19 protein-coding genes are annotated in these 24,498 nt (G+C 47.3%); 8 read left to right on the top strand and 11 right to left on the bottom strand.

The window, feature by feature from the left end:
* Positions 1-29: 29 nt before the first annotated feature.
* The 5 genes from ACQQ6X_RS24000 to ACQQ6X_RS23980 form a co-directional block, all read right to left on the bottom strand.
* Positions 30-914: a carbohydrate ABC transporter permease gene (locus ACQQ6X_RS24000; RefSeq protein ID WP_305167374.1), complete on the bottom strand. Its 885-nt coding sequence runs from the start codon at positions 912-914 to the stop codon at positions 30-32.
* Positions 914-1,795 (bottom strand): carbohydrate ABC transporter permease, encoded by an 882-nt coding sequence (locus tag ACQQ6X_RS23995; protein ID WP_305167363.1) that lies wholly within the window; start codon positions 1,793-1,795, stop codon positions 914-916. The genes ACQQ6X_RS24000 and ACQQ6X_RS23995 overlap by 1 nt, the downstream gene beginning before the upstream one ends.
* A gap of 64 nt (positions 1,796-1,859) precedes the next feature.
* A complete protein-coding gene (locus tag ACQQ6X_RS23990; protein WP_305167362.1) occupies positions 1,860-3,134 on the bottom strand; it encodes an ABC transporter substrate-binding protein in 1,275 nt (424 codons plus the stop codon).
* A gap of 183 nt (positions 3,135-3,317) precedes the next feature.
* Complete coding sequence (locus tag ACQQ6X_RS23985) at positions 3,318-3,884, bottom strand: DUF420 domain-containing protein (protein WP_430493503.1); 567 nt, start codon at positions 3,882-3,884, stop codon at positions 3,318-3,320.
* 284 nt (positions 3,885-4,168) lie between these two features.
* On the bottom strand, positions 4,169-4,444 hold the full coding sequence (locus ACQQ6X_RS23980) for a GNAT family N-acetyltransferase (protein WP_149035118.1): 276 nt from the start codon (positions 4,442-4,444) through the stop codon (positions 4,169-4,171).
* 201 nt (positions 4,445-4,645) lie between these two features.
* On the opposite strand from ACQQ6X_RS23980, the gene ACQQ6X_RS23975 reads away from it, so the two are divergent.
* A complete protein-coding gene (locus ACQQ6X_RS23975) occupies positions 4,646-5,608 on the top strand; it encodes an RNA ligase family protein (RefSeq protein WP_305167361.1) in 963 nt (320 codons plus the stop codon).
* A 111-nt stretch (positions 5,609-5,719) separates the two neighbouring features.
* Positions 5,720-6,271 carry a MarR family winged helix-turn-helix transcriptional regulator gene (locus tag ACQQ6X_RS23970; RefSeq protein ID WP_305167360.1) on the top strand — a complete coding sequence of 184 codons (552 nt, stop codon included), beginning with the start codon at positions 5,720-5,722 and terminating at the stop codon, positions 6,269-6,271.
* A gap of 166 nt (positions 6,272-6,437) precedes the next feature.
* Here ACQQ6X_RS23970 and ACQQ6X_RS23965 read toward each other — a convergent pair whose 3' ends face one another.
* The gene (locus tag ACQQ6X_RS23965; protein ID WP_305167359.1) at positions 6,438-7,373 is read right to left on the bottom strand and encodes a manganese-dependent inorganic pyrophosphatase; all 936 of its coding nucleotides are present in this window, start codon (positions 7,371-7,373) and stop codon (positions 6,438-6,440) included.
* 361 nt (positions 7,374-7,734) lie between these two features.
* Here ACQQ6X_RS23965 and ACQQ6X_RS23960 point away from each other — a divergent pair, with 361 nt between their 5' ends.
* The gene (locus tag ACQQ6X_RS23960; protein WP_305167358.1) at positions 7,735-12,021 is read left to right on the top strand and encodes a S8 family serine peptidase; all 4,287 of its coding nucleotides are present in this window, start codon (positions 7,735-7,737) and stop codon (positions 12,019-12,021) included.
* Between the two features lie 84 nt (positions 12,022-12,105).
* On the opposite strand, the gene ACQQ6X_RS23955 is transcribed toward ACQQ6X_RS23960, so the two are convergent.
* Both ACQQ6X_RS23955 and ACQQ6X_RS23950 read right to left on the bottom strand, forming a co-directional pair.
* Complete coding sequence (locus tag ACQQ6X_RS23955; RefSeq protein ID WP_305167357.1) at positions 12,106-13,602, bottom strand: sensor histidine kinase; 1,497 nt, start codon at positions 13,600-13,602, stop codon at positions 12,106-12,108.
* Positions 13,599-14,285, bottom strand: a complete 687-nt coding sequence (locus ACQQ6X_RS23950; protein WP_063206977.1) for a response regulator transcription factor — start codon at positions 14,283-14,285, stop codon at positions 13,599-13,601. Before ACQQ6X_RS23950 ends, ACQQ6X_RS23955 begins: the two co-directional genes overlap by 4 nt.
* 242 nt (positions 14,286-14,527) lie before the next feature.
* Here ACQQ6X_RS23950 and ACQQ6X_RS23945 point away from each other — a divergent pair, with 242 nt between their 5' ends.
* The 5 genes from ACQQ6X_RS23945 to ACQQ6X_RS23925 all read left to right on the top strand — a co-directional run bounded on the left by ACQQ6X_RS23945 (position 14,528) and on the right by ACQQ6X_RS23925 (position 20,265).
* Positions 14,528-16,882 (top strand): glycosyltransferase family 39 protein, encoded by a 2,355-nt coding sequence (locus ACQQ6X_RS23945; RefSeq protein ID WP_305167356.1) that lies wholly within the window; start codon positions 14,528-14,530, stop codon positions 16,880-16,882.
* Between the two features lie 17 nt (positions 16,883-16,899).
* Positions 16,900-17,991, top strand: coding sequence for a glycosyltransferase family 2 protein (locus ACQQ6X_RS23940; protein WP_305167355.1), 1,092 nt, complete (start codon positions 16,900-16,902; stop codon positions 17,989-17,991).
* A gap of 4 nt (positions 17,992-17,995) precedes the next feature.
* Entirely contained in the window at positions 17,996-18,418 is a 423-nt protein-coding gene (locus ACQQ6X_RS23935; protein ID WP_305167354.1) for a GtrA family protein, read from the top strand.
* A complete protein-coding gene (galU, locus tag ACQQ6X_RS23930) occupies positions 18,415-19,296 on the top strand; it encodes a UTP--glucose-1-phosphate uridylyltransferase GalU (protein WP_305167353.1) in 882 nt (293 codons plus the stop codon). The genes ACQQ6X_RS23935 and galU overlap by 4 nt, the downstream gene beginning before the upstream one ends.
* Before the next feature lie 141 nt (positions 19,297-19,437).
* Entirely contained in the window at positions 19,438-20,265 is an 828-nt protein-coding gene (locus ACQQ6X_RS23925; protein WP_305167352.1) for a class I SAM-dependent methyltransferase, read from the top strand.
* Between the two features lie 162 nt (positions 20,266-20,427).
* Here the strand turns inward: ACQQ6X_RS23925 and ACQQ6X_RS23920 are convergent, their stop codons facing one another.
* The 3 genes from ACQQ6X_RS23920 to ACQQ6X_RS23910 all read right to left on the bottom strand — a co-directional run bounded on the left by ACQQ6X_RS23920 (position 20,428) and on the right by ACQQ6X_RS23910 (position 24,246).
* Positions 20,428-21,174 carry a glycerophosphodiester phosphodiesterase gene (locus tag ACQQ6X_RS23920; protein ID WP_305167351.1) on the bottom strand — a complete coding sequence of 249 codons (747 nt, stop codon included), beginning with the start codon at positions 21,172-21,174 and terminating at the stop codon, positions 20,428-20,430.
* Between the two features lie 90 nt (positions 21,175-21,264).
* Positions 21,265-22,326 (bottom strand): hypothetical protein, encoded by a 1,062-nt coding sequence (locus ACQQ6X_RS23915; protein WP_305167350.1) that lies wholly within the window; start codon positions 22,324-22,326, stop codon positions 21,265-21,267.
* 24 nt (positions 22,327-22,350) lie between these two features.
* Positions 22,351-24,246, bottom strand: a complete 1,896-nt coding sequence (locus tag ACQQ6X_RS23910) for an HSP90 family protein (protein WP_305167349.1) — start codon at positions 24,244-24,246, stop codon at positions 22,351-22,353.
* Between the last annotated feature and the right edge of the window lie 252 nt (positions 24,247-24,498).

Here is a 24,498-nt window from a genome sequence, read left to right as displayed (position 1 = left end):
ACGGGCTCTCTGTAGCCGAGACTTCCGAATTATCCTTTTACCGCTCCCGCCAAGCCTTCCATATAATAGCGCTGTGTGAACAGGAACAATATAATGATCGGCAATACCGAAATCATCGTGCCTGCAGCAATCCAGCCAAAATTATAGGCAAACTGACCATTGAGATACGTAAGTGCAGCTGCCAGCGGGTACAGCTCTGTATCGTTCAAAATAACAATAGGCCACAGGAAGCTGTTCCAGAATGACATGGCCTCCAACAGAGAAATCACAGCAAGCGCCGGCTTCACCAGCGGAAGCACCAGCTGCCACCAAATTCGAAACTCCGAAGCGCCGTCCATTTTACCGGAATCGCGCACATCGGCGGGAATATGAATAAACGTCTGCCGCATGAGGAAAATGTTGAATACAGAGACTGCCCCAGGCAACACCACACCCATATATGTATTGCCCAGATGAAGCCCTTGAATGGTCAGATAATGCACAATAAATGCCGTGTAAGAAGGAATAATCATCGTAGCAATCAGCAGCGTAAACACCACATTTTTACCCTTAAAACGAAATACCGCCAAAGGATATCCCGTCAAACTGGCAAGTATCACATTGAGCACAACGCCCAGCGCCGTTATGATGACCGTATTCAGCATATATTTTGGAAAATCCATGAACTGCCACACCTGAACATAGTTGTCGAAATCAATAAAAGTCGGGAAAATCGCAGGCGGCGTTGAAAAAATATTACGGCCTGGCATGAGGGATACGCTGAGCAGCCATAGGAATGGTCCCATTAAAAAGATGGCAAGCAACACTAAAAGCACATATATTACCGTCATTCTGAGTACTCGGCCAAGAATACGCATGAAGCGTCTGCTTTCCTTTTTAGGAGAGCGCAGCATTTTGTCATTCTGTAGATTCATCAATAGGGATTGACACCGCCTTTCCTATTGAATCGGAATACGATAATACTAAGTACCGCAATCATTGCACCGACAATTAAGCCAAGTGCCGAAGCGTACCCAAAATTAAACTGCTCCATCCCCTTTTGGAAAATATACAAGCTGGATGTCAACGTGGCTGTTCCCGGTCCACCCTTGGTTAACACGTACACCTCATCAAATACGCGGATAGCTGCCATGAGCGATATGAGGGTACAAAACAGCACGTAAGGCTTCAGCAGCGGAAGCGTAATATGAATAATCAGTTGCCATCGGCTTGCCCCGTCCACCCTGGCGGCTTCGTACAAATCCTGAGGAATATTTTGTAATCCCGCCAGATAGAGCATCATATAATAGCCGAGTCCCTTCCACATCGTGATGAACATCAGCACATACAAAGCCAAATTACTGTCCGCTAGCCAGTGTATGTCTTGGCTAATTAAACCGGCCTGTATAAGCAAATAGTTCACTACGCTGTTATTGCCTAACAGCCAACTCCAAATTAAGGCTACAGCCACCATCGAAGTCACAACAGGAATGTAGTAGGTGGTACGAAATATTTTGATTCCAGGGATACGGCTGTTCACCAGCACGGCCATCAGGATAGAGAAAAATTGAAGAAAGGGGACAATGAGCACGTACAACAATGAATTCCAAATCGAAATTAGAAAGTTATGATCCTTAAACGCCGCTTCAAAATTATCCAAGCCGACAAAGTGGGTATCTGATATGACAGAATAGTCCGTCAATGCCAGCGGAATGCTGTAGATAATAGGCCAAAATACAAAGACGGCAAGTAATAACAGTCCCGGCGTCATAAAGGCCCAGGCCGTAAAGGACTCCGACCTCAACCATTTGATCATGCTGCATCACCACCTGATTTTGATAAATGAACAGGGGAGTATTTGCATTACTCCCCTGTCATACCTATTGCTTTAAAATATCGTTTACTTCCTGCTCCAGAGCAGTAAGGGTCTCCTTCGTTTCCCTTCCGTTCAATAAAATATTTTGCAAGGCTCGTGCGATCGCACTGTTTACATCCTTGGCATTAGGCACCCCGACCATATAATCTGTCGCCTTATCCAGGCTTTGTGCAGATACTACCTTGGCTTGTGCTTCTAATGACTGGTCAGACTGAGTAAAATACGGGTCTTTAATAGATTCCTTCGTAGAAGGTAGGGTATTGGCCTCTTTAGAAAAAGCCGTTTGGCTCTCTGCATTTGTTAAGAAAACAGCAAATTTTACAGCCTCGTCTACATGTGCAGACTTGGTAGGCACGACCAAGTCCATCGAATTGGAGAGCCGCACGTCAGCCTTACCGGTTGGGACGGGGACAGCAATCGTATTCTTATATACGTCCGGCGCTGCCGTTTTGATAAAATTAATGAACGTTGGACCAGCCAGCTCGAAGGCGACCTGCTCTCCGGCATAATATTTCACTTGCTGTGAGAAGTCAGCATCTTCCTTGAGCACGACACCATCTTCCATCTGTTTTTTTAGATTATCAATCATGGTGACTGCTTCTGGTGTGTTGAATGCCGCTGCTGTCTTTTCTTTATTTAGAATAGGAATACCGTCAACCGCAAAAAGCTTGGATACAAGCTGCTGCGCATAGCCCGTTTTACCGATTTTTCTATTGATCTGACGACCCCATTCTGTCAGCTCCTCCCGCGTTTTTGGCGGATGAGCAGGGTCCATTCCTGCAGCTTTAACCAGTTTTGTATTCATGTAAAGCACTTCCGTGCCAGTGTACCAAGGTAGCGCATAAGCTTTACCGTTAATAACAGTGGAGTTATATATACCCTCGAAATAAGCAGCCTTTTCCTCAGGCGATAAGTGTTCATTCATATCAACAACAGCACCCTTAGAGCCCATTTGGCTAGCAAATTCCGTATTGAGATTTACTACATCCGGGCTGCTGTTGCTAGCGATACTCGTCAATAACTTATTGGTCACTGCGTCATATGGGTAGTCCTTCCAATCGATTTTGACATTAGGGTTCTTCTGCTCATAATCGGCAATGACCCGATTAAAATACGGGGTAAATGTAGGTTGTAGCGCAATGGTCCAAAATTGCAGTGTTACTTTCCCTCCGTCTACCTTTTCCGACTTTGAGCCTCCGCCACCGCAGCCGCTCAGCAGTACAACCAGCGCCAGCATAAATACGAGCAACCGTAACCTGCCTTTCGCTTTCTTTGTCACATGGTGACCCCCTTGTTCTTAGTTGATTAAGGTAAATTATAACAGAAATACCGTTATGGAAGGAACATTTTTTCAATAAAATAAATTTAGAAGGAATAATTTTTCTTTTATTGGATACAAAAAAGACGCCTCTTCAACAGAGACGCCATGATTCCAGCTCAACCCGCAGAGGGTTCACATCTATTAATAATATGGGGCCATGAAAACGTACACTAACACCCCGGTCAAGCTCACATATAGCCAAATAGGCATCGTCCAACGTGCAATTTTACGATGTTTTGCTACCTGCATCGTCCATCCCCATACAACTGTGAACAGTGCCAGCGGTACGATAATCGCAGCCAGTATACTATGCGAAATCAACAGCGTAAAGTAAATCGGCCGAAGGATACCCACACCGCCATATTTTGCAGTTTCCGGCGAAATGTAATGGAAGGTCAGGTAGGAGAATAAAAACAAAACGGTAGTGGCAAAGGCCAACAGAATAAAGGTTTTATGCACTTTAATGTTTTTCTTGAAAATCGCAACCAATGCAGCCACCAGGAAAATAAATGTGAAGCTGTTAAAAATCGCATTCAACCTTGGGAAAATTGTGAGATCAAAACTGACACTCCCTTGGTATCCGATCGGCGAAAAGAACAGCAGTAAAATAACCACATTGGCTATAATGGAAACCGTGATAATCAAGGCTGTAAAATTACGATTGCTCGTTGGAACGTACTGCTTGTCCTCACTCGCTTTATTCATCATGAGCGTCTCCTTCGTTTAAATTCAGGTTTTCGTTATTTTTGCGGTCATCATCATAATATATTATATAGAACTCATAGATAGCCTGTGAAGTGACAACAGTATGAACAATTTCACAGCTATTCTCCAAAAAATATGCTTCATCGATTGGGGAACCGCCTTATTTGCCAATATTAACGGTAGAATGCATCCATTTTACGAGCTTTATACACAAAAAACACCGGAGGGCTCGTTTCCCACTCCGGTGTTTTGTTGGCTGTGCAAAAACGCTGCCTTGATCGCCATATTCATTGCTGCCAGACGTCGCTGTATTCCTGATGGCGCTTGAACAAAGCCAGAGCGTACGAGCAAGCAGGAATCACTTTTTTATGCTGTTCCCTCGCCATAGCAACAACTTTGTCAATGAGCTCCTTGCCAATGTTTTGGCCTCGTAACTCCTCAGATACAAATGTATGGTCAATGACCAACGATTGGTCATCTACAGATTTATAACCTACTTCCGCAACTACCTGTCCATCATCCACCATGACTACTGCATGGTCCTCTTCGCGAATTTGTCTCATAAGACCGATCTCCTTTCTAACTGAAGAAAATCACGTAACACCCCTGTGCTAACGAATCAGAGCAATCTGCAATTACTTCATGCCCACGTTAGATATCCTTATCATTCCCCTTTTTAGGGAATAGCGAAACATCACGTACATAAAAATGGAACTGTCGTCAACACTATATTTATTCCAATTGAGGTAAAGAGAGGTGCTGTTTTGGATAAGGAAATGAAGCCTGTCATCCCGTTTGAGCCGGAACTGAGCGAAAAAGTACCTGTCGATGCAGGTGTTTGGCGCTATGAAATAAAATGGGACGGTACGAGAATTTTGACGTATCACGACCAGGGCAGTACGCGCCTGTTTAATCGCAAGCAGCATGAACGTACGCTGCTGTACCCAGAGCTTGCTCATTTCTCCTCTTACTGTAGGGCAGATTCAGTCATACTGGACGGGGAAATGATCGCACTTGGCACCGATGGTAAGCCGTCGTTCCATGAAATTATGCGCCGGGACCTGATTCGTCGGACGGATCGAATTCAGGCAGCCTATGAAGCAGTACCCGCTACTTACATGTTGTTCGACATTGTTTATCTAAATGGGGAGTGGGTTCATCGCAAACCGTTACAGGAAAGACTTGAACTGCTGCATCAGGTCATCATACCGAACGAACGGGTTCAACTGGCTCCTGCTCATCCTGATGGACAGGCTCTATTTCAAGTTATGTGCAGCCAGGGTATGGAAGGTATTGTGTGCAAAAAACTGGATAGTCCATACACATTGGGCGGACAGGACAGACGATGGCTCAAGGTCAAAAATTATGGTGATATCATTGCCGTTATCGGTGGCTATACTTTGAATGGCGGTGTTGTCAACGCTGTATTGCTGGGCCAGTATGATAAACAAGGACGGCTGCGCTATATCGGGCACGTGGGTACAGGCAAGCTTACTCGTGGAGATTGGCGTCAGCTTACCGAGCGCCTGATGCCTCATACCCGATCAGAGCGCCCTTTTATCAATAAACCGGATCGACATCAAGACGCATTTTGGGTGAAGCCCATGTTTACCGCCAAGATTCAATATAGTGAGTGGCGATGGCAAGAAGGACGTACTTTGCGTCAGCCCTCCATTCAAGCCCTTGTGGATCAGGGCATTGAACAGTGCATCGGACCCTGGAAATGACGTATTACAGATACTTTTTCAAAAAAATGCAGAACAAAGTTTGTATAAATCATTGCAACCAGTGGTTAATTAAATTACAGTTAACTAATTAACTACATCGAGGTGGATCGCATGTTCTTTTTTTTGGACTCCGAAATTCGTCAACTGGCCTATAATCTATTCCCAGGTGGCAATAAACCGATTGGTGTTTTGGTGGATTTATTTTCCATAACATATGAAATAAGAAAAAGTATGGAAAAACGTTCGCGTGAGTTTGGTCTCTCCTACGGGCAATATATTGCACTATGTGTACTTTCTGCGCAAAGAGATGAAATGTCGTCTCCTTCTGCTTTGGCTGAAAAGATGGGTGTCAGCCGAGCAGCCATCAGTTCTATGGTCATTTCTCTGGAGCAAGAAGGATTCATTAATAAATACGACGATCCCAATGACAAGCGGGGAGTATTTGTGTCCCTGAATGATAAAGGAAGAAGCAAAATTCAGCAGATGGACCCTTTTTTTATAGGACTAGCCTCACGTCTGATGTCAGACTTTAGTGAGTCGGAACTCTGCCAGTTTCAGACCTATTTGTCACGCGTACGAGATGCGTTTGAAGATGTTAAAAGTGCGCGGCTAACCACCCCCAACTCCCTCAGAGAGGAGAAAGACAAATGGTGCAAAGACTGAGACAACATCTGTTCGTCTAACCTGCCCGCAAATCGGCTAGCCGAATGATAGCGGCTCCCAGTATTCATCAATTTTCATGGTAGCGGATTCATAATGAGGAAATAAAAATAAGCCTCCTGCTTTCACTGCCTTCATGCAGTCGGTTCAAGAGGCTTATTATTTATCATTACAAACTGTTAAAAGCTTCGGTCAATACAGGTACAATTTGCGATTTGCGCGATACGACGCCTTTCAGAACAGCCTTGTTGTCATCCAGCTGTACATTATAGGCTTTTTCAACCGCCTGAGCTTGGCTTCCCAGCGCAATACCAATGGAATCACTGTTCACAATGTCTGTTACGACAAACAAGAACAAATCGAGATTTTTGTCCGCAATGGTTTGGGACAAAGCAGCTTCCAGATCAGCTTGACGGGACAACACGTCGTTTACGTCTACTGCGTTCACTTGCGCAATTTCCACTTTATGTCCATTCATCTGGAATTCTTTTGCGTCCAAGCTTACTAACTGCTCAATCGTGTGTCCACTCAAATCAGCACCCGCTTTAAGCAGGTCAAAACCGTAACGTTCTGCATCCACACCAGCAATCTCAGCCAGTTCGCGAGCAGCGGCTACGTCCTGATCTGTGCAGGTCGGGGACTTGAACAACAGGGAATCAGAAATAATCGCGGACAACATCAGACCTGCGATTTCTTTGGGAATGGCTACACCATTTTCCTTGTAGAGCTTGTTCAAAATGGTAGCTGTGCAACCTACTGGCTCAGCACGGAAATAAAGCGGCTGGCTTGTTTCAAAGTTAGCGATCCGATGGTGATCGATGACTTCAGTTACACGTACCTTGTCAATGTCCGTTGCGCTTTGCTGGCGTTCATTATGATCGACCAGAATAACGCTGTCTGTTTCAGCAGCAACCTGCTCAACCAGACGCGGCGCGCTCACTTTAAAATAATCCAGCGCATACTGCGTTTCTCCGTTAACCTCGCCCAGACGAACCGGCTCTACGTCCGCACCCAGTTTGGTTTTCAGGTCTGCATAAGCAATAGCTGAGCAAATGGTATCCGTATCCGGATTTTTATGCCCAAAAATCAATGTTTTTGCCAACATAATCGACTCCTTCGCCTTAAGCATTTTACGTGATTGTGAAACCTCAACAATTCCAATGCAGATTATATCATTAAATCTCGCATTCTCCCATTCCCCTTCGAATGATTTCAAAAATAATCTAGTAAATTCATAACATTTCCATGGAATCTATATGTGAAGTTACCCTTATTTTTTCTAAAAATATAAAAAACATATAGTAATATATCCCACCAATATGGTAAGATATGCCTCAAAACTGGCAAGTTAGTCACCAGTGGTCAATTCTACTATTTTAGATGTTAAGGAGGCGTGAGAACAACGGCAGTGGCTTCAAATCCTAGTATGGAGAGATATCATATTTTGATTGAAAAGAGGGAAATCTTTGAAAAAGCCGATCATTTTGCGAAAAATACCTGTCGTATCACTCGCTCTTGCCTTGACGGTAAGCCTATCTCTGCCGTCTTTCAGTTCTGCCGCTCCTGCTGATCTGTCCATCGACTCATTTTTAAAAGCTCAAGAAGCATTAACTATTGAGTCGGCTCCAGCCTTTATCTCACCTGAGCTGAGCACAGACTCCTCCCGTCAGGTCAGAGTCATCGTACAGCTTGATGGTGAGCCGCTAGCTGTGGACAAATATGCGGCACGTTCAAGCGCCAAGGCTTTCACCGCTCAATCCGAGCAAAAAGCCGAATCTGCGATCGCTACTGAGCAAACCACATTCGTAGACCAAGCCGCTGAGCACGGTATTTCCCTTCAAGTGAATTACCAGTACAACACAGTGCTTAACGGACTGGAGGTTACGGTGCCAGCCAATAAAATCCCGGAATTAGCTAAACTACCAGGCGTTAAATCTATTCACGAAAACAAAACGTATTATTCCATCCCCGTACAGGACCCGCCAACACTTACAGCCAATGAAGCCACTTATGACAATGCACCACTGGACCAAATTGGTGTTCCTGAAGCCTGGGCCAAAGGATTGCATGGCGAGGGAATCAAGGTCGGGGTTATTGATACTGGTATCGATTATGAGCATCCGGATTTGAAAGAAGCCTACAAAGGCGGTTATGACTCTTTTGAACAGGACAACGATCCTTACGAGGAACCGTTCCTTGAAAAAGAGAATGATCCGTACGGCACAGGTTTTAGCGGAACGACACATGGTACCCACGTCTCCGGTACAATTGCCGGGAAAGCTGCAAATAAATCCTCGGATATTGTGCAAAAAGGGATTGCCTATAAATCGGACTTATACGTATATAAGGTGCTTGGACGCAATACCAAAACTGGTCGTTCCTCCGGTTCCTCCGCACAGGTCATCGACGGTATAGAACGTGCTGTCAAAGATGGCATGAACGTCATCAACTTGTCGCTAGGCTCGGATTCTGAAAAAGATCCTAACTCCCCAGATGCTATTGCCATCAATAATGCGGTACTTTCCGGGGTAGTCGCGGTCATCGCAAACGGTAACGCTGCACAAGATGGACCTTATTTTTATTCGATGGGTTCTCCGGCCACATCCCAGCTGGCAATTTCCGTTGGTGCAGCCACATCCCCGAGCCATAGCTATTCCAATAAAGCATCCGTCAATCTTGTAACCTATGGTGATGCCGAAAAGCCAATAACAGTGACATCAGATACCTATTACAATTTTAACATGATGGGTTGGCAAACATTCCATGAGGATTTTTCTTCCATTTTAGGGACAGAACCATTGGAATTAGTTTATGCCAACTTGGGATATCCAGATGATTTCACTTCTCAAGATGTAAAAGGTAAGGTTGTGGTCGTATCGCGTGGCGTCTTGGGCTTCGTAGATAAAATCGCGAACGCACAACAAAATGGTGCAAAGGCTATTATTATTTTTAATGGTCAAGCGAAATCTAGCGACAGTACACAAGCCAATCTGAGTGAAGCTATCCCTGGTTACGACGGTTACATTAATTCGAATCAAGGAGACAATGTAGATTATATTCCTGCCTTTGACATGATAGGAAAAGAAGGTAGAGCACTGGCAAGACAAATCATTGAAAGCCAAAACCACAAACAAAAATTCTTTATTACTTTTGGTGAAGAGTATCGTCGTACTGACAATCCTGGTAATACCATGGCCGGATTTAGCTCCCGCGGACCAAATGGAGATGAACTGCTGAGCATCAAGCCGGACGTGAGCGCACCGGGGGTTGGCATTATGTCAACGTACCCTGCCTTTGCCAAGTTCTATCCGGGTGCATCTTATGCGCAAGCTTACAAACGCAGCAACGGAACGAGTATGGCATCCCCACATGTGGCTGGACTGGCTGTGCTGCTGAAGCAGCAGCATCCGAACTGGACACCGTTTGATATCCGCGCTGCTTTGGCAAACACTTCGGTTACACTCTATGATGAGAATAAAACCCAATATGATGTGTATTCCCAAGGTGCAGGTCTTGTAAACATCGCCAATGCAATCCAGACTCCAGCTCTACTGGAAACCGTGGAAAAGATTACGATTCTTGATAAGAACTTTAATCGTCAGGAAGTTGTGAATTACAATCCTTCCGCCAGCTTCGGGGTGTTACGACCTGGTAGCGATGCGAAGCAGATTCAGCTTCAACTCAAAAACTTGTCTGCTAACCCTGTGCAGTATGAAGCTAGCTATGTTTTACATGATAAGGTTACCTCAGATCCGACCAAGCCGATTGCAACACCTGACGTTAGCAACATTGCCGTTCAGTTGCAGGGGGTTGGCGCGAATGGATCTATCTCGGCAGAACCAGGCAAAGCGCAACCGTTCTTCCTGTCTGTACAACCAAATGCGAATGCAGCTACTGGTGTATATGAAGGAGAGGTTATTCTAAAAAGCGCTGGACAGCCGACACTTCATCTTCCGTTCGTTGTGCATGTCGGCACAGAAAATCCAACGACAGGCTTCGGCTTGCAGGACCTGAGTTTCACGAACCCGATTATTTATCCAAATCGTACAGGTGCGCAGCGCACAACGGATTTGACTTTCCGTCTGACCACAGATAAAACCAATCAGATCGCGCTCTATGTATACGGATTAGATGATAAGCTGATCGGTATGATTAATGGGATTACTACTTCCAAGGAACAAGGAGCTAACGCTCGCCTCAAACAAGGCGCATATTCCTTTAAGGGGATTGACGGAAGCTATGTCGAATTTGATGACAATGGCAAGCCGATTCTGGATGCTAACGGTCAGCCCGTTATTCAACACTTGAAAGATGGCGTATACAAGCTGGAAGTCAGCTCCCCAGAACTGAATGAAAAGGGAGAAGTCGAACGCAATACTGCTGGTCCTAAACTGTTCACTGCCACTAAATCGATCCGTGTGGATAATAGCGCCTCATCTGGTGGTAGTAGTGGCGGCGGAGGGGGTGGAGGTGGCGGCAGAAGCAATACTACGCCTTCTGCTGTAACTAGCACCTCTACCCCTGTCGCTACATCTGCACCTTCACTGCAAAGCGTGGTGAAGCAAGGACAAGCTGTAAAAGCTGTGCCTACAGCCGTTGCGTTAAACAATAATGTACAGTCACTGACAGTAGCTGATGCAGACCTGCAGGCTGCTGTGACAGCAGCTGGCTCCAGTCCGACAGCTATTGTATTGTCGGCTACTAGCCAAGCAGGCCAAACGACTAAAGCATCACTCACTTCGGTACAGCTGGCAACGCTGGGGAAAGCCGCAGCAGGAAGCAGCCTGATTGTGGGCAATACAGGTTCTTCCCTGGCATTGCCAATATCAGCTCTAAAAAATGCACCTCAAGGTGCAGGCATTGAAGTAATTATCAGCAGCCAGGCAGAGGCGAGCGGCACATTTACAAGCAAGCTGAAAGGCTCGAATGTGATCGGCACCCCGGTAGGATTTGAGGCCAACGTCATCACGGGTGGCAAGAGTCAACCGCTCAAAGTTGCGCCAGAACAATTCATTACCCGATCCTTTACCGTACCTGGTCAAATTGATCCTAATACAGCCGGTGTACTTTATACGGCGAATGGAAATGTTTATCCCGTTCCATCTATCTTCACCAAGCAAGCTGATGGATCTACCGTCGTTAAGGTAAGTCGTCCGGGCTTCTCGACGTACGCAGCGGCAACACGTCCTGTAAGTTTTGAAGATATTTCATCATCGTATGCCCAATCGGAAATTCAATCGCTAGCGCATAAGTTGCTGATTAACGGCACAACCGACACGACATTCTCACCGAAGCACAACGTGACGCGTGCTGAATTTGCATCCTTGGTCACACGGGCACTTGGCCTGACACCAGGTACTGCTGCACCATTCAGTGATATTCCGGCAGATAGCTGGTATTCCGGCGATGTGGCAGCCGCTTATGAGGCTGGATTGATTACAGGTCGCAGCAACGATAAGTTTGATCCGCATGCAAATATCAGTCGTCAAGAAATTGCTGTTGTGCTGGGTAAAGCAGTAGACCTGCTTCAAATCAAAACAACAGCCGATGGTCCTACACGTACACCGTACCATGATACTTCATCCTTTGCAGGCTATGCCAAGGACAGTATTGAAAAAGTAAGTGCGGCGGGGATTATTAACGGAGCGACGATCAAAGGCTCTTCCTACTTCCAGCCAGATGCACCTACAACGCGTGAGGCATCTGCCAAGGTGCTGCATGTGCTCTTACAAAAAGCTGCACTCATTAACTAACAATTAAAAAAGCCCCTCGAGCCGTTATTTCACCAAAGTCGCGGTTCGGGGGGCTGTTCTTATGTTAGACCATAATCGGCAATACTATACTGTCCCTGCTAAAGGTAGCCTTACTTTAAATACACTTCCTGTCCCCAGTGTGCTTTCAGCCGTAATGCTCCCACCGTGTGCTTCCACGATGGATTGTGTAATAGCTAGCCCAAGGCCCGCTCCGCCTGAGCTGCGTGTACGCGATTCATCTCCACGATAAAACCGCTCAAATATCCGCTCCAGCTGTTCCTTACCCATACCGGGTCCATTATCACGAATTTGAATATCAGCCATTTTCTTACCCGCCGACAGGTTGACATGGATTATGCCTCTCTCTATATCGGTATGCTGAACAGCATTGTGAAACAGGTTAAGCACGACCTGTTTGATTTTATCGCCTTCTGCCAATACCTGAACACCTGCCGTCATATCGAAAACCACCTTACGTGTACCTGCCAGCATAAGGAGCTGCGGCTTCATTTCCAGCAGCAATGCATCTAGCGATATATCCTCCAACTTCAACTCTGGTGTTCGGTCCAGCTTCGCCAACAATAGTAAATCAGAGACAAGCTTATTCATTCGCTTGGATTCACCATACATACTTTCCAGTGCGGATTGGAGCTGCTTTGGATTGGATGCAGCTCCACGAAGCAGCACTTCCAAGAACCCGTGGATGGATGTGAGCGGGGTGCGCAGTTCATGGGAAGCGTCTGCAATAAATCGCCGCATTTGCATCTGCAATTCCCGCTCAGCAGCAAAAGAACGCTCCAGCCGCTCCAGCATGCCATTAAATGAAACCGCCAGGCGATCCACCTCATACTGACCCTGCTCTGCGTCAAACCGCTCGTCCAGATTGCCTGCATCAATACGTTTGACTGCCTCGACCATTCTGGAGAGGGGCACCAATGTGCGGCGAAGCACAGGAAGCATAAGCGCCAAACCAATCGCAAGTGCAATCAATGACAATAAAATAAAGGTGCGGAGTTGATTAATCAACTGCTCTTGCATAGAATTCGTGGATACGCCCATTTGCAGTAACCCTGACGAACGGTCTGGTGGACCGAGCGGGCGAAACACGACCAGTTGCTCATTGCCCTGAGCATCTGTAATTAATTGGTAGCCGTGACGCATGCGCTTGCTCTGCTGCATTGCTTGATACTGCTGAGAAGTGAGGCGCGGCGGTTCAAGTCCATTTTCGTTGGACAAGCTCTGGAAGGTGCCGTCTATATCTATAGAAGCAAGCGACATATCCGGCCAAAACAGAAACGGCCCCGGTCGATTAATCCTCCGATTGATACCATCTTCGGGAGCAGCGTTCTCTTCCTCACCCTTTTCCTGCGAATCTTTAATCAGTAAATCGCCTGGAATTGAACTCAGTTGTGTGTTCATAGCGTCTGCTCGACTGCGATACAGAAAATCTTTCATTAAAAAGTATTGGAGAAAACCGATCAATACGAGCAGCAAAGCCAAAATGAGTAAGGTTCTGGCCAAAAGCTGGGACCGGAGAGAACCGAGCGCAAATTTTCTGCGACTTTTCCTCCCCGCCTTCATAACAGATCCACACGGTACCCAACGCCGCGCAGCGTCCGAATAACCCGATGCTCCTTATCTTTGAGTTTTTCACGCAAGGAGCGAATGTACACTTCCACAATATTATCCTCGCCCCCAAAGTCATACCCCCAGACTCGGTCCAGAATACGACTTTTACTCAGCACAATTCCGTGATTTAACACCAGAAACTTCAATAGTTCGTATTCGGTAGGCGATAGCTCCAGCACCTGGCTCTGATAGCGAATTTCCTTCCGCCGGTCATCCACCTGAAAGGGTCCGTGAACCACTTCCCCCAGCAGGTCGGGGAACTGATTTCGCAAGCGCGCTTCGATGCGAGCCAGCAGCTCGTTAAAGCTAAAGGGCTTTACGATATAATCATCCGCGCCGAGCTTTAGTCCCTTTACCCGATCATCCACATCGTCCTTGGCTGTCAGCATAATGACTGCGATGTTATCCTCCGTCTCCTTGAGACTTTGGCATACCTCAAAACCGTTCATTTCAGGCATCATCACATCCAGCACTGCTACATGCGGACGAAACTCTCTTGCCAGATCGAGCGCATCACTCCCGTTCTCAGCGGTTCTGACTTCATAGCCTTCATTAATCAGGCCAAGCTCTAAAAATTGCAAAATATGAGGCTCATCGTCCGCCAGCATAATCTTAACTCCGTATATTGGATTCATTATTAATCTTCCCTTTCATATGGGTGCATTTTTTTCATGATTAAAAGCCAGTTCATTTTCACCTGTATCTAATATACCTGAATCCTGCCGTAAAAAAAGCATCTCGCCTCAGCTTTCAGCTAACGTTCAGGGAGCGCTCAGAACCCATTAAGGTACGTCTGGCATGATAATAGCAAGCCGGTAGTTCACCGGGCCAAGAACGGAATAAATACAAAGAAACTTTCACAGGGAGTGGAATGAACATGATTAAGAAATGGTTTAAGACCAGGGCGGACATCCCCCTGATCATCATTATGCTGATATCCGCATTTTTGAACGGATACAACATCTGGCAAGACAAGTATGTAAATACCTACTACACAACGGCAGTAGCAAGCATGCTGCAAAGCTTTCACAATTTCTTTTTCGCGTCACTTGATTCTGCAGGATCGGTAACGGTAGACAAACCGCCTGTCGTGTTCTGGATTCAGACGTTGAGCGCTTATATATTCAGGCTTCACGGATGGAGCGTAATCCTGCCGCAGGCCCTGGCTCAGGTCGGTTCGGTCTTGCTCGTTTACTTACTCGTCAAACCAAGCTTCGGTACACTGGCCGCACGTTTAGCTGCCTTCGCCATGGCAACGACACCGATAGCCGTAGCGGTTAGCCGCACGAATAACATTGACGCTATGTTGGTCTTCACATTATTGCTCGCAACATGGCTGTTGTTCAGAGGCCTTAAAAATAGCAAAACCGGGTTGATCCTGGCCGCTTTCGCAGTCGTCGGCATCGCCTTTAACGAAAAAATGTTGCAAGCCTATATGATCGTTCCTGCGTTGGGCCTCTTTTATCTGCTGGCTTCCAAGTATAACTGGAAGCGAAAAGCAATAACGTTGGCAGGATCAGCAGTGGTCCTCCTGATTGTATCGCTTTCTTGGGCAGTCATAGTGGACTCCACTCCGGCCGATGAACGTCCTTATATGGGAAGTAGCGGCAATAACTCTGTACTGAATTTGGCCTTTGGTTATAACGGCCTGTCCCGCCTGACAGGAGACCGGGGAACGGGTGGCAATCGTGGCGATCAACGCGCAGAGCAGAACCATAACGCTGCAACGAATAGGAACAATACAAACACGGATCAGGCCCAAACGACTACATCATCCAGCAGCACTACCACTATGGATGACTCTGGTGCCAACAGCATGGCAGCAGGCGGCTCCGGTGCAGGTGGCCAAATGCCACCGGGCGGATTCGGTGGGAACGGACAAGGCGCTCCTGGTGGAGATTGGCAAGGTGGTCAAGGCTTTCCTGGTGGTGGGCCGGGCGAAAATTCCGGTGGCGGCATGTTCGGCACTGGTGAAAAGGGACCTTTGCGATTGTTCCAATCCGCCCTGTCAGGCCAAGCCAGCTGGCTGCTTCCGTTCGCAATCATAGCATCCATCGGTCTGCTTGCTGGTATTCGACGCCGTAATATCACACAGAAACATAAAGAAGTTATCTTCTGGCTTGCTTGGTTGATTCCCGCAGCTGCATTTTTCAGCGTAGCAGGTTTCTTCCATCATTATTACCTGATTATGCTCGCACCACCGATTGCAGCGCTCTTCGGAGCAGGATTCGTAGAATTGTGGCAACAGTATCGTGAGCGTTCCAACTGGCTCTCCTGGATGTTGCCTGTGGCAGTATTGGCAACATCGGTATTTAGCTGGTTCGTTCTGCAAAATTACAACGACACCATCGGCAGCGGCTGGTCCATCGCGGTATTGATCCTGGGGATCGTCGGCACAGCGCTCCTGGTGGTAGCACGAATGAAATCCGAGAAGTTCACAAGATACGCTATCATCGCAAGTGCACTCGCTATGTTTATCGGCCCTGTGTACTGGGCACTAACACCGATCGTCTACGGAGGGAACAGCATGATTCCACAAGCTGGACCAACTCAATTTAGCGGCGGTGGCGGAATGCCAGGCCGCAATGATGGCAACAGAGATCGGAGCTTCAATGGGCAACAAGCTGAAGGAATTCAAGCCAATAACCAGACTACTAACACAGGAAATTCCAACTCTGATAAAAATACTTCAAGCACGCCAACAAGTGCAGACGCGGAACAGAGATCTTCTACCCGCTCCAGAGGAATGGGTGGCCCGAACGGCAGCCAAAGTCTGGATCAAAAAACGTTGAGCTACTTGCAAAAAAATAACACAGGTGAAACCTATCTTTTCGCAGCAAGCAATTATTCAACTGCCGCTCCTTACTTGATCGAGGCCGGCCAAAAAGTAATTATTATGAACGGCTTTGTATCTTCCGATCCGGTCTATACCGTCGATAAGATCAAGGCGCTGGTCGAAAGTGGGCAAGTGAAATACTTTATGATTTCTGGTGGCGGCGGTGGTCCGGATGGCGGGAACTCCGAAGTCAATGCATGGATCAAAGAACATGGCAAAGTAATCCCTACAGATGAATGGAAAACAACAACCACAGCAGAAACAAGTTCAGCAGTGAAAGCAACCGACAGCGGAGGCGACGCTACGAACAGCAACGCAGGCGCTCAGGATGGTCAAGGTGGATTTGGTGGAGACGAGCGTGGCGGAAGCGGTACTTTATACGAAATCACACTATAAACGAGGAGGAATTACGAATGAGTGAACCTATCCGTTATTCCATAGTTATTCCAATGTACAACGAGGAAGCCGTTATTACAGAAACCTATCGGAGGCTGAAACAAGTCATGGGCTCAATGGGCGAGCCCTACGAGCTGATCTTCGTCAATGATGGAAGTTCGGACCGCAGCGTCCAGCTCATCAAGGAATTCAGTCTCAGAGATGACACGATTGTATTGATTGATTTCTCTCGCAACTTTGGTCATCAGCTAGCCATTACCGCCGGGATGGATTATGCGGTGGGAGAGGCGGTCGTCGTCATTGACGCCGACCTCCAGGACCCGCCGGAACTGATTGTTGAGATGGCTAATAAGTGGAAGGAAGGCTACGAAGTCGTCTACGCCAAACGACTCAAACGCAATGGCGAAACTCGCTTCAAGAAATGGTCTGCCAGCCTCTTTTACCGTGTACTTAAAGCATCAACGGATATTAATATCCCGGTCGACACCGGGGATTTCCGTCTGATGGATCGCAAGGTCATAGATGAATTGAAACGGCTGCCGGAAAATAACCGGTTCGTACGCGGTCTGGTCAGTTGGATCGGCTTTAAACAAACCGCTGTTGAATATGAGCGCGATGAGCGGCTCGCAGGCGAAACTAAATACCCGTTAAAACGCATGATCAAGCTCAGTCTCGACGGGATCACTTCTTTTTCGATCAAGCCGCTCAAGCTGGCAGGTTACATCGGAGCACTTCTGTCCATGTCCGGCTTCCTGTATCTGATGTATGTATTGTTTCTTAACTTTTTCACCGATTCTTATGTGATGAAGGGCTGGTCGTCCATGATTAGCATCAGCCTGATCTTCAACGGGGTGATTCTGATTATTCTCGGTATTATGGGTGAATATATTGGGCGGATTTATGACGAAACCAAAGCGCGCCCACTCTATATTGTCCGTGAGCGTCTGGGTGGACAATACGATAACGGTCCGACTCATGCTATGAAGGTCCCTGAACAACGCGATTCTCTGTATATGCAAGGAGCCCGCGAGAGCCTGATTTCGGGTGGACGCACAGTGCGCGGCAACAGCGCGGTATATACTGGGCCTAAATCCGGTCATGGAGCCTAATCCAATGAAAAGTCGCATAGCCCAGCTGCTTCCTATGATCCGATTTGGCATCGTAGGTCTGGTGAATACGGGTGTAGATTATATCATTTTTATGCTGCTGGCTTGGGCCGGAGTGCCGGTCGTGGTGGCGCAGATCATTTCGTATAGCTGCGGTACAGCCAACAGTTATATTTTGAACAGCAAATGGACTTTCAGTAAACAACAAACAAACAACACGAACAAGGGGCAATTACTCAAATTTATTACCATCAACCTCATCGTATTGGGGATAACCTCCTTATTGCTGCAAGTGCTTCACACTAAAACCGAGCTGCCGCTTGCTTTAGGCAAGCTGATCGCTACCGCAGCCGGAATGATCATCAATTATATCGGGAGCCGATACTGGGTGTTCGGTTCCCCATCCCGAAAGGAAAGTGAATCTCTATGAGAAAAATTACAAAAGCCGTGATCCCTGCCGCTGGTTTAGGAACCCGTTTTTTGCCAGCTACAAAAGCATTACCAAAAGAGATGCTCCCAATTGTAGATAAACCAGCGATTCAATATATTGTTGAAGAAGCCATCAAGTCTGGAATTGACAGCATCATTATCGTTACGGGGCGTAATAAAAAAGCCATCGAGGACCATTTTGACAAGTCTGTAGAGTTGGAGCAAGTACTGGAGAGCAAGGGAAAATATGATCTCCTGCGTGAGGTTCAGAGCATCGGGGGCAAAGCCGTCATTCACTATATCCGTCAAAAGGAACCCCTCGGCCTGGGACATGCGGTACGCTGCGCTCGTCAATTCATTGGCGATGAGCCCTTCGCCGTGTTACTGGGCGATGACATTATGAATTCCTCCACTCCAGCGATTCGTCAAATGATGAATGTATACGAAGCCACTGGCAAGCAAGTGGTCGGCGTGCGCACAGTAGAAGAACAGGATGTCAGTAAATACGGCATTATTGACTCTATCCACCAGAATGGTCTTATTCATGAAGTCGGCGGACTTGTTGAAAAGCCATCCCCGGCAGACGCTCCTTCGCGGCAGGCCGTCATTGGTCGCTATGTATTGGAGCCTTCTATTTTCTCCATATTGGAAAACATGTCCACTGGAGCGGGCGGTGAGTACCAATTGACAGATGCCCTGCATCAAGTAGCATTGCAGAGTCAACTGCTCGCATTGGAACTGGAGGGCACACGCTACGATATCGGTGATAAAGCGGGCTATCTGGAAGCGGTGCTTCATATGGGCATGCAGCGCGAAGATTTGCGTCCAATGCTTGACTCCATGATGCGGGAGTGGGCGCTTGCTTCCATGATAAAATAGGCAAATTTCCTCCTACCGAAATCCGATCATGTTGTGAAATCACGAAAGTAGCTGGTTAAGCACATAAAATTGTACAATGTAAGAGTACAGAGCATCGGAATTTGTGCGGTCGCCGGCCGAAGCTAAGGAGGAAAAGACCCTATGATTCCTAAGGGAAATCTGCAAAGTAATGTGGATCGTTTCAATGGCTTTGCCGACAACTACGATCAGCACCGTCCAGAAGCGCCATCACTCGTGGTAGAAATCATCAGCCGCTATCTGGATCGGAACGTAGAGCTAGTTGCCGATCTTGGCTGCGGTACCGGACTTTCAACCTTCATATGGAAAGACACCGCTTGCCGAATCGTCGGCATCGAGCCTAACCCAGACATGAGAGGAATAGCGCAACAAAAGCTGGAGAGGGCAGGAACGACAATGGCAGGAGCTATTTCCTTCGAAAGCGGGTTCTCCAACAACCTGCCCTTTGAGGAAGGCACTGTAGACGTCATTACCTGCTCTCAATCCTTTCACTGGATGGACCCCGAGAGCACGCTCCATGAAGCAGGCAGGGTCTTGGCTCAAGGCGGCGTGTTCGCGGCCTTTGACTGTGACTGGCCTCCAGTGCTGCAATGGCAGATCGAGCAAGCTTATACAGAGCTGATCACCAAAGCGGATGCCATTTTGGAACAGGAAGCTCCTGTAGAGCAACAGGCTCATAAATGGAGCAAGGATCAGCATCTAGCTAATCTGCACCGCAGCGGACAATTTCGCTATACCCGGGAGATTGTCTTCCACAATCGTGAGCAATGTGATGCTGCTCGTTATACTGGGCTCGCTCTTAGCCAGGGAGGGATTCAGAGCCTTTTCAAACTTGGCAATCGAACGCTGGATGACGATATAGCTCGCTTCATCAAGCTGGTAGAGAATCATTTTGAAGGTAGAACACTGGATATCCTGTTCAGCTATCGTATGAGACTCGGCATCAAGTAGAACAGAATCCAAATCGTCGTGATGGTACTCTCTTCAGCTCTAGCCAGAAAAGACTCCCCTCGTCTCGTGAAAGCGAGTACGTAGGAGAGTCTTTTTCTTTCAATACATAGCCTACAACTATTTCCATACAATCCTTAGTTGTAGTCTTACTGTGTCTTCCACTTAGGAAGAGTGAACAGCTAGAAGGTGCGCCAACCGATCAGGATAGTCTGTGATGATGCCGTTCACTCCGGCCTCCAGCAGACGTTCCATTTCTTCTGGCTCATTCACCGTCCATGGATGGTAGACGACGCCTAATGCCAAAGCCTCAGACACCGCTTCGGGTGTGACCACTTGCTTGTAGGCATGAAGTGCTGTTGCCCCGAATTGGGTTGCATACTCCGCTGGGCGAACCATAATTTCAATATACAGCGCTCCCGTCTCGATCTCGGGAGCAATCTGCGCGCAGAGCGCGAGCGATTCATGATTGAAGCTGGATAAGATCACCCGCTCTTCCAATCCAAAACGCTTCACAGCGGCAATAACCTCTTCCTCCATCCCCGGATAGAGATGAATGCTATTTTTCAGTTCCAGATTGATAATGGTATCCGAGGACTGTGCCAGTTCCAGTAACTCATCCAGCATCGGTACCCGCTCGCCTTGGAATTTCTCATTAAACCAACTGCCCGCATCCAATTTATTCAATTCTTCCAGCGTAATATCTTTTACATCCAGTGGGCAACCTGTCGTGCGCTTCAGCGACTCATCGTGAATCAGCACCAAATGCCCATCTTGGGTACGCTGCACATCCGTTTCGATGCCTGTTGATCCCAGTTCCAACGCGTGGCGGAAAGCCGCCATCGTATTTTCAGGACATACCCCCGAAGCTCCGCGATGTGCAAAATTAATGACCTTCCGGGTCATAGTCACGATCTAATCCCTCCTGTCCATTCAAACAAGAACATTGTACTCGTTCATTGTTTGGGCTGTATAAAATATTCGCCACAGTCGCCTGTTCTTCTACGCCGTTTGAACGATCTTTCCGATCCAATTTGAATAAAATGCATTCCCGTTCCGTCGATCAAATTCAGCTGCCGCAGATTCTGCCAGTGGTTTGAAGTACGCAATAATCTCTTCTAACGTACGTTCCTGTTTGCCCCATTCAAAAGATGCAGGCATCCGAATCAAACGAAGTTTTCTCGAAGTATCCAGCTTTTGCAGCAGCCCCACCATCGCTGCGTAAAAATACATTTGCTCCAATCCGCTCTCATAGTCCAATGCGATGTGCAAATGACGTTCCACCACTCCGATTCCTTCGATCGGATTTGCAATCGTCAAATACTCGATATGCTCTGCTATCGTTTTCAGGAAGTCGCGGTCATCACGAACCAGGCGATAGCCTTTACGATACTGCTCCTTCGCCTGATCAACCTCGCCTTGACGATACAGCGGCAAAAGCACCTGTGAGAGCGTCACATGCGGCACTTCTGCACATCTCATCCGTCCCGACAAAATCGGCTTGGCCACGGCAAGCGCCTGCTCGTCTTCTCCGGTCAAGTAATAGAACCGCACCATCTGGCTCTGCTCACAGGCTTCACAATCACTCATACTGTCCGGCTCAATCACGCGGAACATATCCAGATACCGCCGTGCTTCATCCAATTCACCCATGTCCATCGCGATGCGGAATTTATAATAGTAATATGGGCGCTCATTATACCCGTACTCGGCATAACGTCTGCGCATATCCTCTACCAGATCCTCGATTTGAGTCTTCGATATATTCGGAAAACTGCACACCTTCCCGAGTATCCATTTGTAATTCCACAACAGTTCAACGGGGTCGTACTCCTCTGGGTTTTGGTCAAATTGACCCAGCTGCCATGAAAAAGCAATCAGCGATTTCAATGGATATCCGTTAAAAATAGCACAGTCTACAATCTCTCCCCGAATTTCATAAGCGAGCTCCTTCAAGCCTGAAGAATCCGCCAAGCGAACAGCCTCTTCCAGAATCGCCAGCTTTGCAGCCCCTCCAGGCATATCCTGCGCCTGCTCCATCAATTCATATATCGTCTCTTCCATTTGAATCCTCCTCTAGTTACGCAATTACGTGTTCTGTCCGTTCCCTAATCCCCAATTGATAAAATGCAGTACACTCCGGTTCATCAGCCCTAGCTCACTGCGGTTCATCGGATAGTGACCCATCATAAGCGCATTCACATACATCATTTCTGTCGCAGCCGTAATCATCTGTGTATCAGTAGCCTCAAAAATCCGCGCCACTACCGGGTTATTCAAATTAAAATATAAGGTTGAGTAGCCCGCGTTCTGCTGGACTCCCGCTTTTAGACTATCAAGCACATTGGAAAAAAGTGAAGTTGTCTCTTCAACGGTGTTTTCCATAGAGCGCAAGGTTAGTGCATCCTGTGAAATGGTGTACAGCACAGGCAAGCTCGCAGGCTCAAAACGTTTCAACTCAGCGCGGCACCGCATCGGCTGCAAAGCAGCATCCATCACACGCAGCACACCGTAATACTTTGTATGCTCTTCCTGCGTCAGTCCGGTAAAAGAAAGAGATACGTCTTCAGGGCTAAGTCGCTCTGTGTGCAGAGTAGCGTCGACCCAATGCAGCCTTTCTAAAATTTCCGAATCATAGATATATCCGCCATTGATCACCAGCATCGATTGTGCTGCCGCCACATGCGTAATCTGACGATACTCATCCACGGTCGCCGTGTAATGGAGCGGACGTCCGCCCGCCTCTCGGATCAGTTCACTCAGCTCGCGCCGCCCAAATGTACTTTCGAAGGAAAACCAGCGATGCATAATCCGCAGAAATTCATCATCCTCGACCGCGAGCGCCTTCATGGACAGCTCGTGCAAATGAATCCAGTGCTGCAAGCGGTCTGGCTCATATTCCGCCATGCGTAGCAGTTCTTCGCGAATACAGGTCCCCAATTCAGAACGAACCGCATCAAGCTGCTCATTTTCATAAAAATATTCACGCGATGCCGTTGGTTGCAACGCATCTGTCCAAATCAGGCTTTTAATGAAGAACGCCCATTCTGGCAATACATTTTCCGCTTTGTCAGACACAAGCATATGCTTCAGATACACCCGATGCAGCCGCTTGCTGTTCAGATTAACACTACGAGGCAAAATGAATGCAATCCCGCCGGTTCTGCCCGATGCCGTTCGCAGCGGTATAAAATCACTGAAGCGCTCACCCATCAGGCGATAGCCTAAATCCAGCACCTCACCGCGGCGACTCCGTAATTGTTCCGGGTTCTGCATCCAGCTTGTCGATGGAAGATTGACCTGCTTGGTCTCTCCGTCTACAGACAACAGGACAGGATAAGGCAGCAAGGCTCCATAATAAAACAGGGAATCTTTCACCTGCGCTGGCTCATAATAAAACTCGCTCCCTGGCTTACAGCGCAAATAAATTTGCGTCCCTGTAGGCAGCTCAGTCTCCAATCGACGAATCGTATACGTCCCATCCGGCTTCCCTCTCCATTCCATAGAGTTGCCTTCCTTCACCGAACGGGTCAGTACTACAATTTCATCGCTCACCATAAAACAAGACAGCAAGCCAATCCCAAAGCGCCCGATAAATGAAGTCTCCGAGGTCAGCAAATCAGCTCCCTTCTTGGAAGACTGCCCGATGATCGACAGAAACCGGTGAATGTCTTCTTCCGACAATCCGATCCCGTTATCTTGAATCATCAGTACCTGCTGGTCCCCGGAACCGGATAGCTCGACGATGACTTTGCCTTCATAGTCGTTATTTTCAGAAACTATATCTTCAAGGGCATTGTCTTCTTTTAATGCTCTACTTTCAGCGGTAGTCCTCCGCAGCTCCTTGCGAGCTGTGATCGCATCTGTTGCATTTTGTAGTATTTCACGTATAAACACTCGTGGACTGCTATATAAATGATTGGCCAAAATATCGATCATGCCGCCCAAATTCACTTGAAAACGATATTCGTCTGTTTGACTCATAGAGATCATCCCTTTCTCGAAATGCTACAGTTATCTTTTATTTAAAATAGCTATCTTTTAAAGTATAACGTGAATTTAAGCCGGATTACACACCCTCATTTCAGATATCAATTCATTGACAACGGTATAACAGGGTCTTTTTTCACCCAGGAATATCAGCACTGGGTCTAAATAACTTCACAAAAATGTACGAGGCACAAACACGTAGTGATTAAGGATCATCTTTGCCTAGTTAAATTTAGGAATAAATAT

The organism is Paenibacillus ottowii (assembly GCF_050516475.1).
GTDB lineage: Bacteria > Bacillota > Bacilli > Paenibacillales > Paenibacillaceae > Paenibacillus > Paenibacillus ottowii.
The sequence above is the reverse complement of the archived record's forward strand: the minus strand, read 5'-3'. Positions and strand labels throughout refer to the sequence as shown.

Coding starts and splice junctions, on each gene's coding strand:
- ACQQ6X_RS24000 (WP_305167374.1), bottom strand. CDS start 914: ATGAATCTACAGAATGACAAAATGCTGCGCTCTCCTAAAAAGGAAAGC.
- ACQQ6X_RS23995 (WP_305167363.1), bottom strand. CDS start 1,795: ATGATCAAATGGTTGAGGTCGGAGTCCTTTACGGCCTGGGCCTTTATG.
- ACQQ6X_RS23985 (WP_430493503.1), bottom strand. CDS start 3,884: ATGATGAATAAAGCGAGTGAGGACAAGCAGTACGTTCCAACGAGCAAT.
- ACQQ6X_RS23980 (WP_149035118.1), bottom strand. CDS start 4,444: ATGAGACAAATTCGCGAAGAGGACCATGCAGTAGTCATGGTGGATGAT.
- ACQQ6X_RS23970 (WP_305167360.1), top strand. CDS start 5,720: ATGTTCTTTTTTTTGGACTCCGAAATTCGTCAACTGGCCTATAATCTA.
- ACQQ6X_RS23965 (WP_305167359.1), bottom strand. CDS start 7,373: ATGTTGGCAAAAACATTGATTTTTGGGCATAAAAATCCGGATACGGAT.
- ACQQ6X_RS23955 (WP_305167357.1), bottom strand. CDS start 13,602: ATGAAGGCGGGGAGGAAAAGTCGCAGAAAATTTGCGCTCGGTTCTCTC.
- ACQQ6X_RS23950 (WP_063206977.1), bottom strand. CDS start 14,285: ATGAATCCAATATACGGAGTTAAGATTATGCTGGCGGACGATGAGCCT.
- ACQQ6X_RS23945 (WP_305167356.1), top strand. CDS start 14,528: ATGATTAAGAAATGGTTTAAGACCAGGGCGGACATCCCCCTGATCATC.
- ACQQ6X_RS23940 (WP_305167355.1), top strand. CDS start 16,900: ATGAGTGAACCTATCCGTTATTCCATAGTTATTCCAATGTACAACGAG.
- ACQQ6X_RS23935 (WP_305167354.1), top strand. CDS start 17,996: ATGAAAAGTCGCATAGCCCAGCTGCTTCCTATGATCCGATTTGGCATC.
- galU (WP_305167353.1), top strand. CDS start 18,415: ATGAGAAAAATTACAAAAGCCGTGATCCCTGCCGCTGGTTTAGGAACC.
- ACQQ6X_RS23925 (WP_305167352.1), top strand. CDS start 19,438: ATGATTCCTAAGGGAAATCTGCAAAGTAATGTGGATCGTTTCAATGGC.
- ACQQ6X_RS23915 (WP_305167350.1), bottom strand. CDS start 22,326: ATGGAAGAGACGATATATGAATTGATGGAGCAGGCGCAGGATATGCCT.
- ACQQ6X_RS23910 (WP_305167349.1), bottom strand. CDS start 24,246: ATGAGTCAAACAGACGAATATCGTTTTCAAGTGAATTTGGGCGGCATG.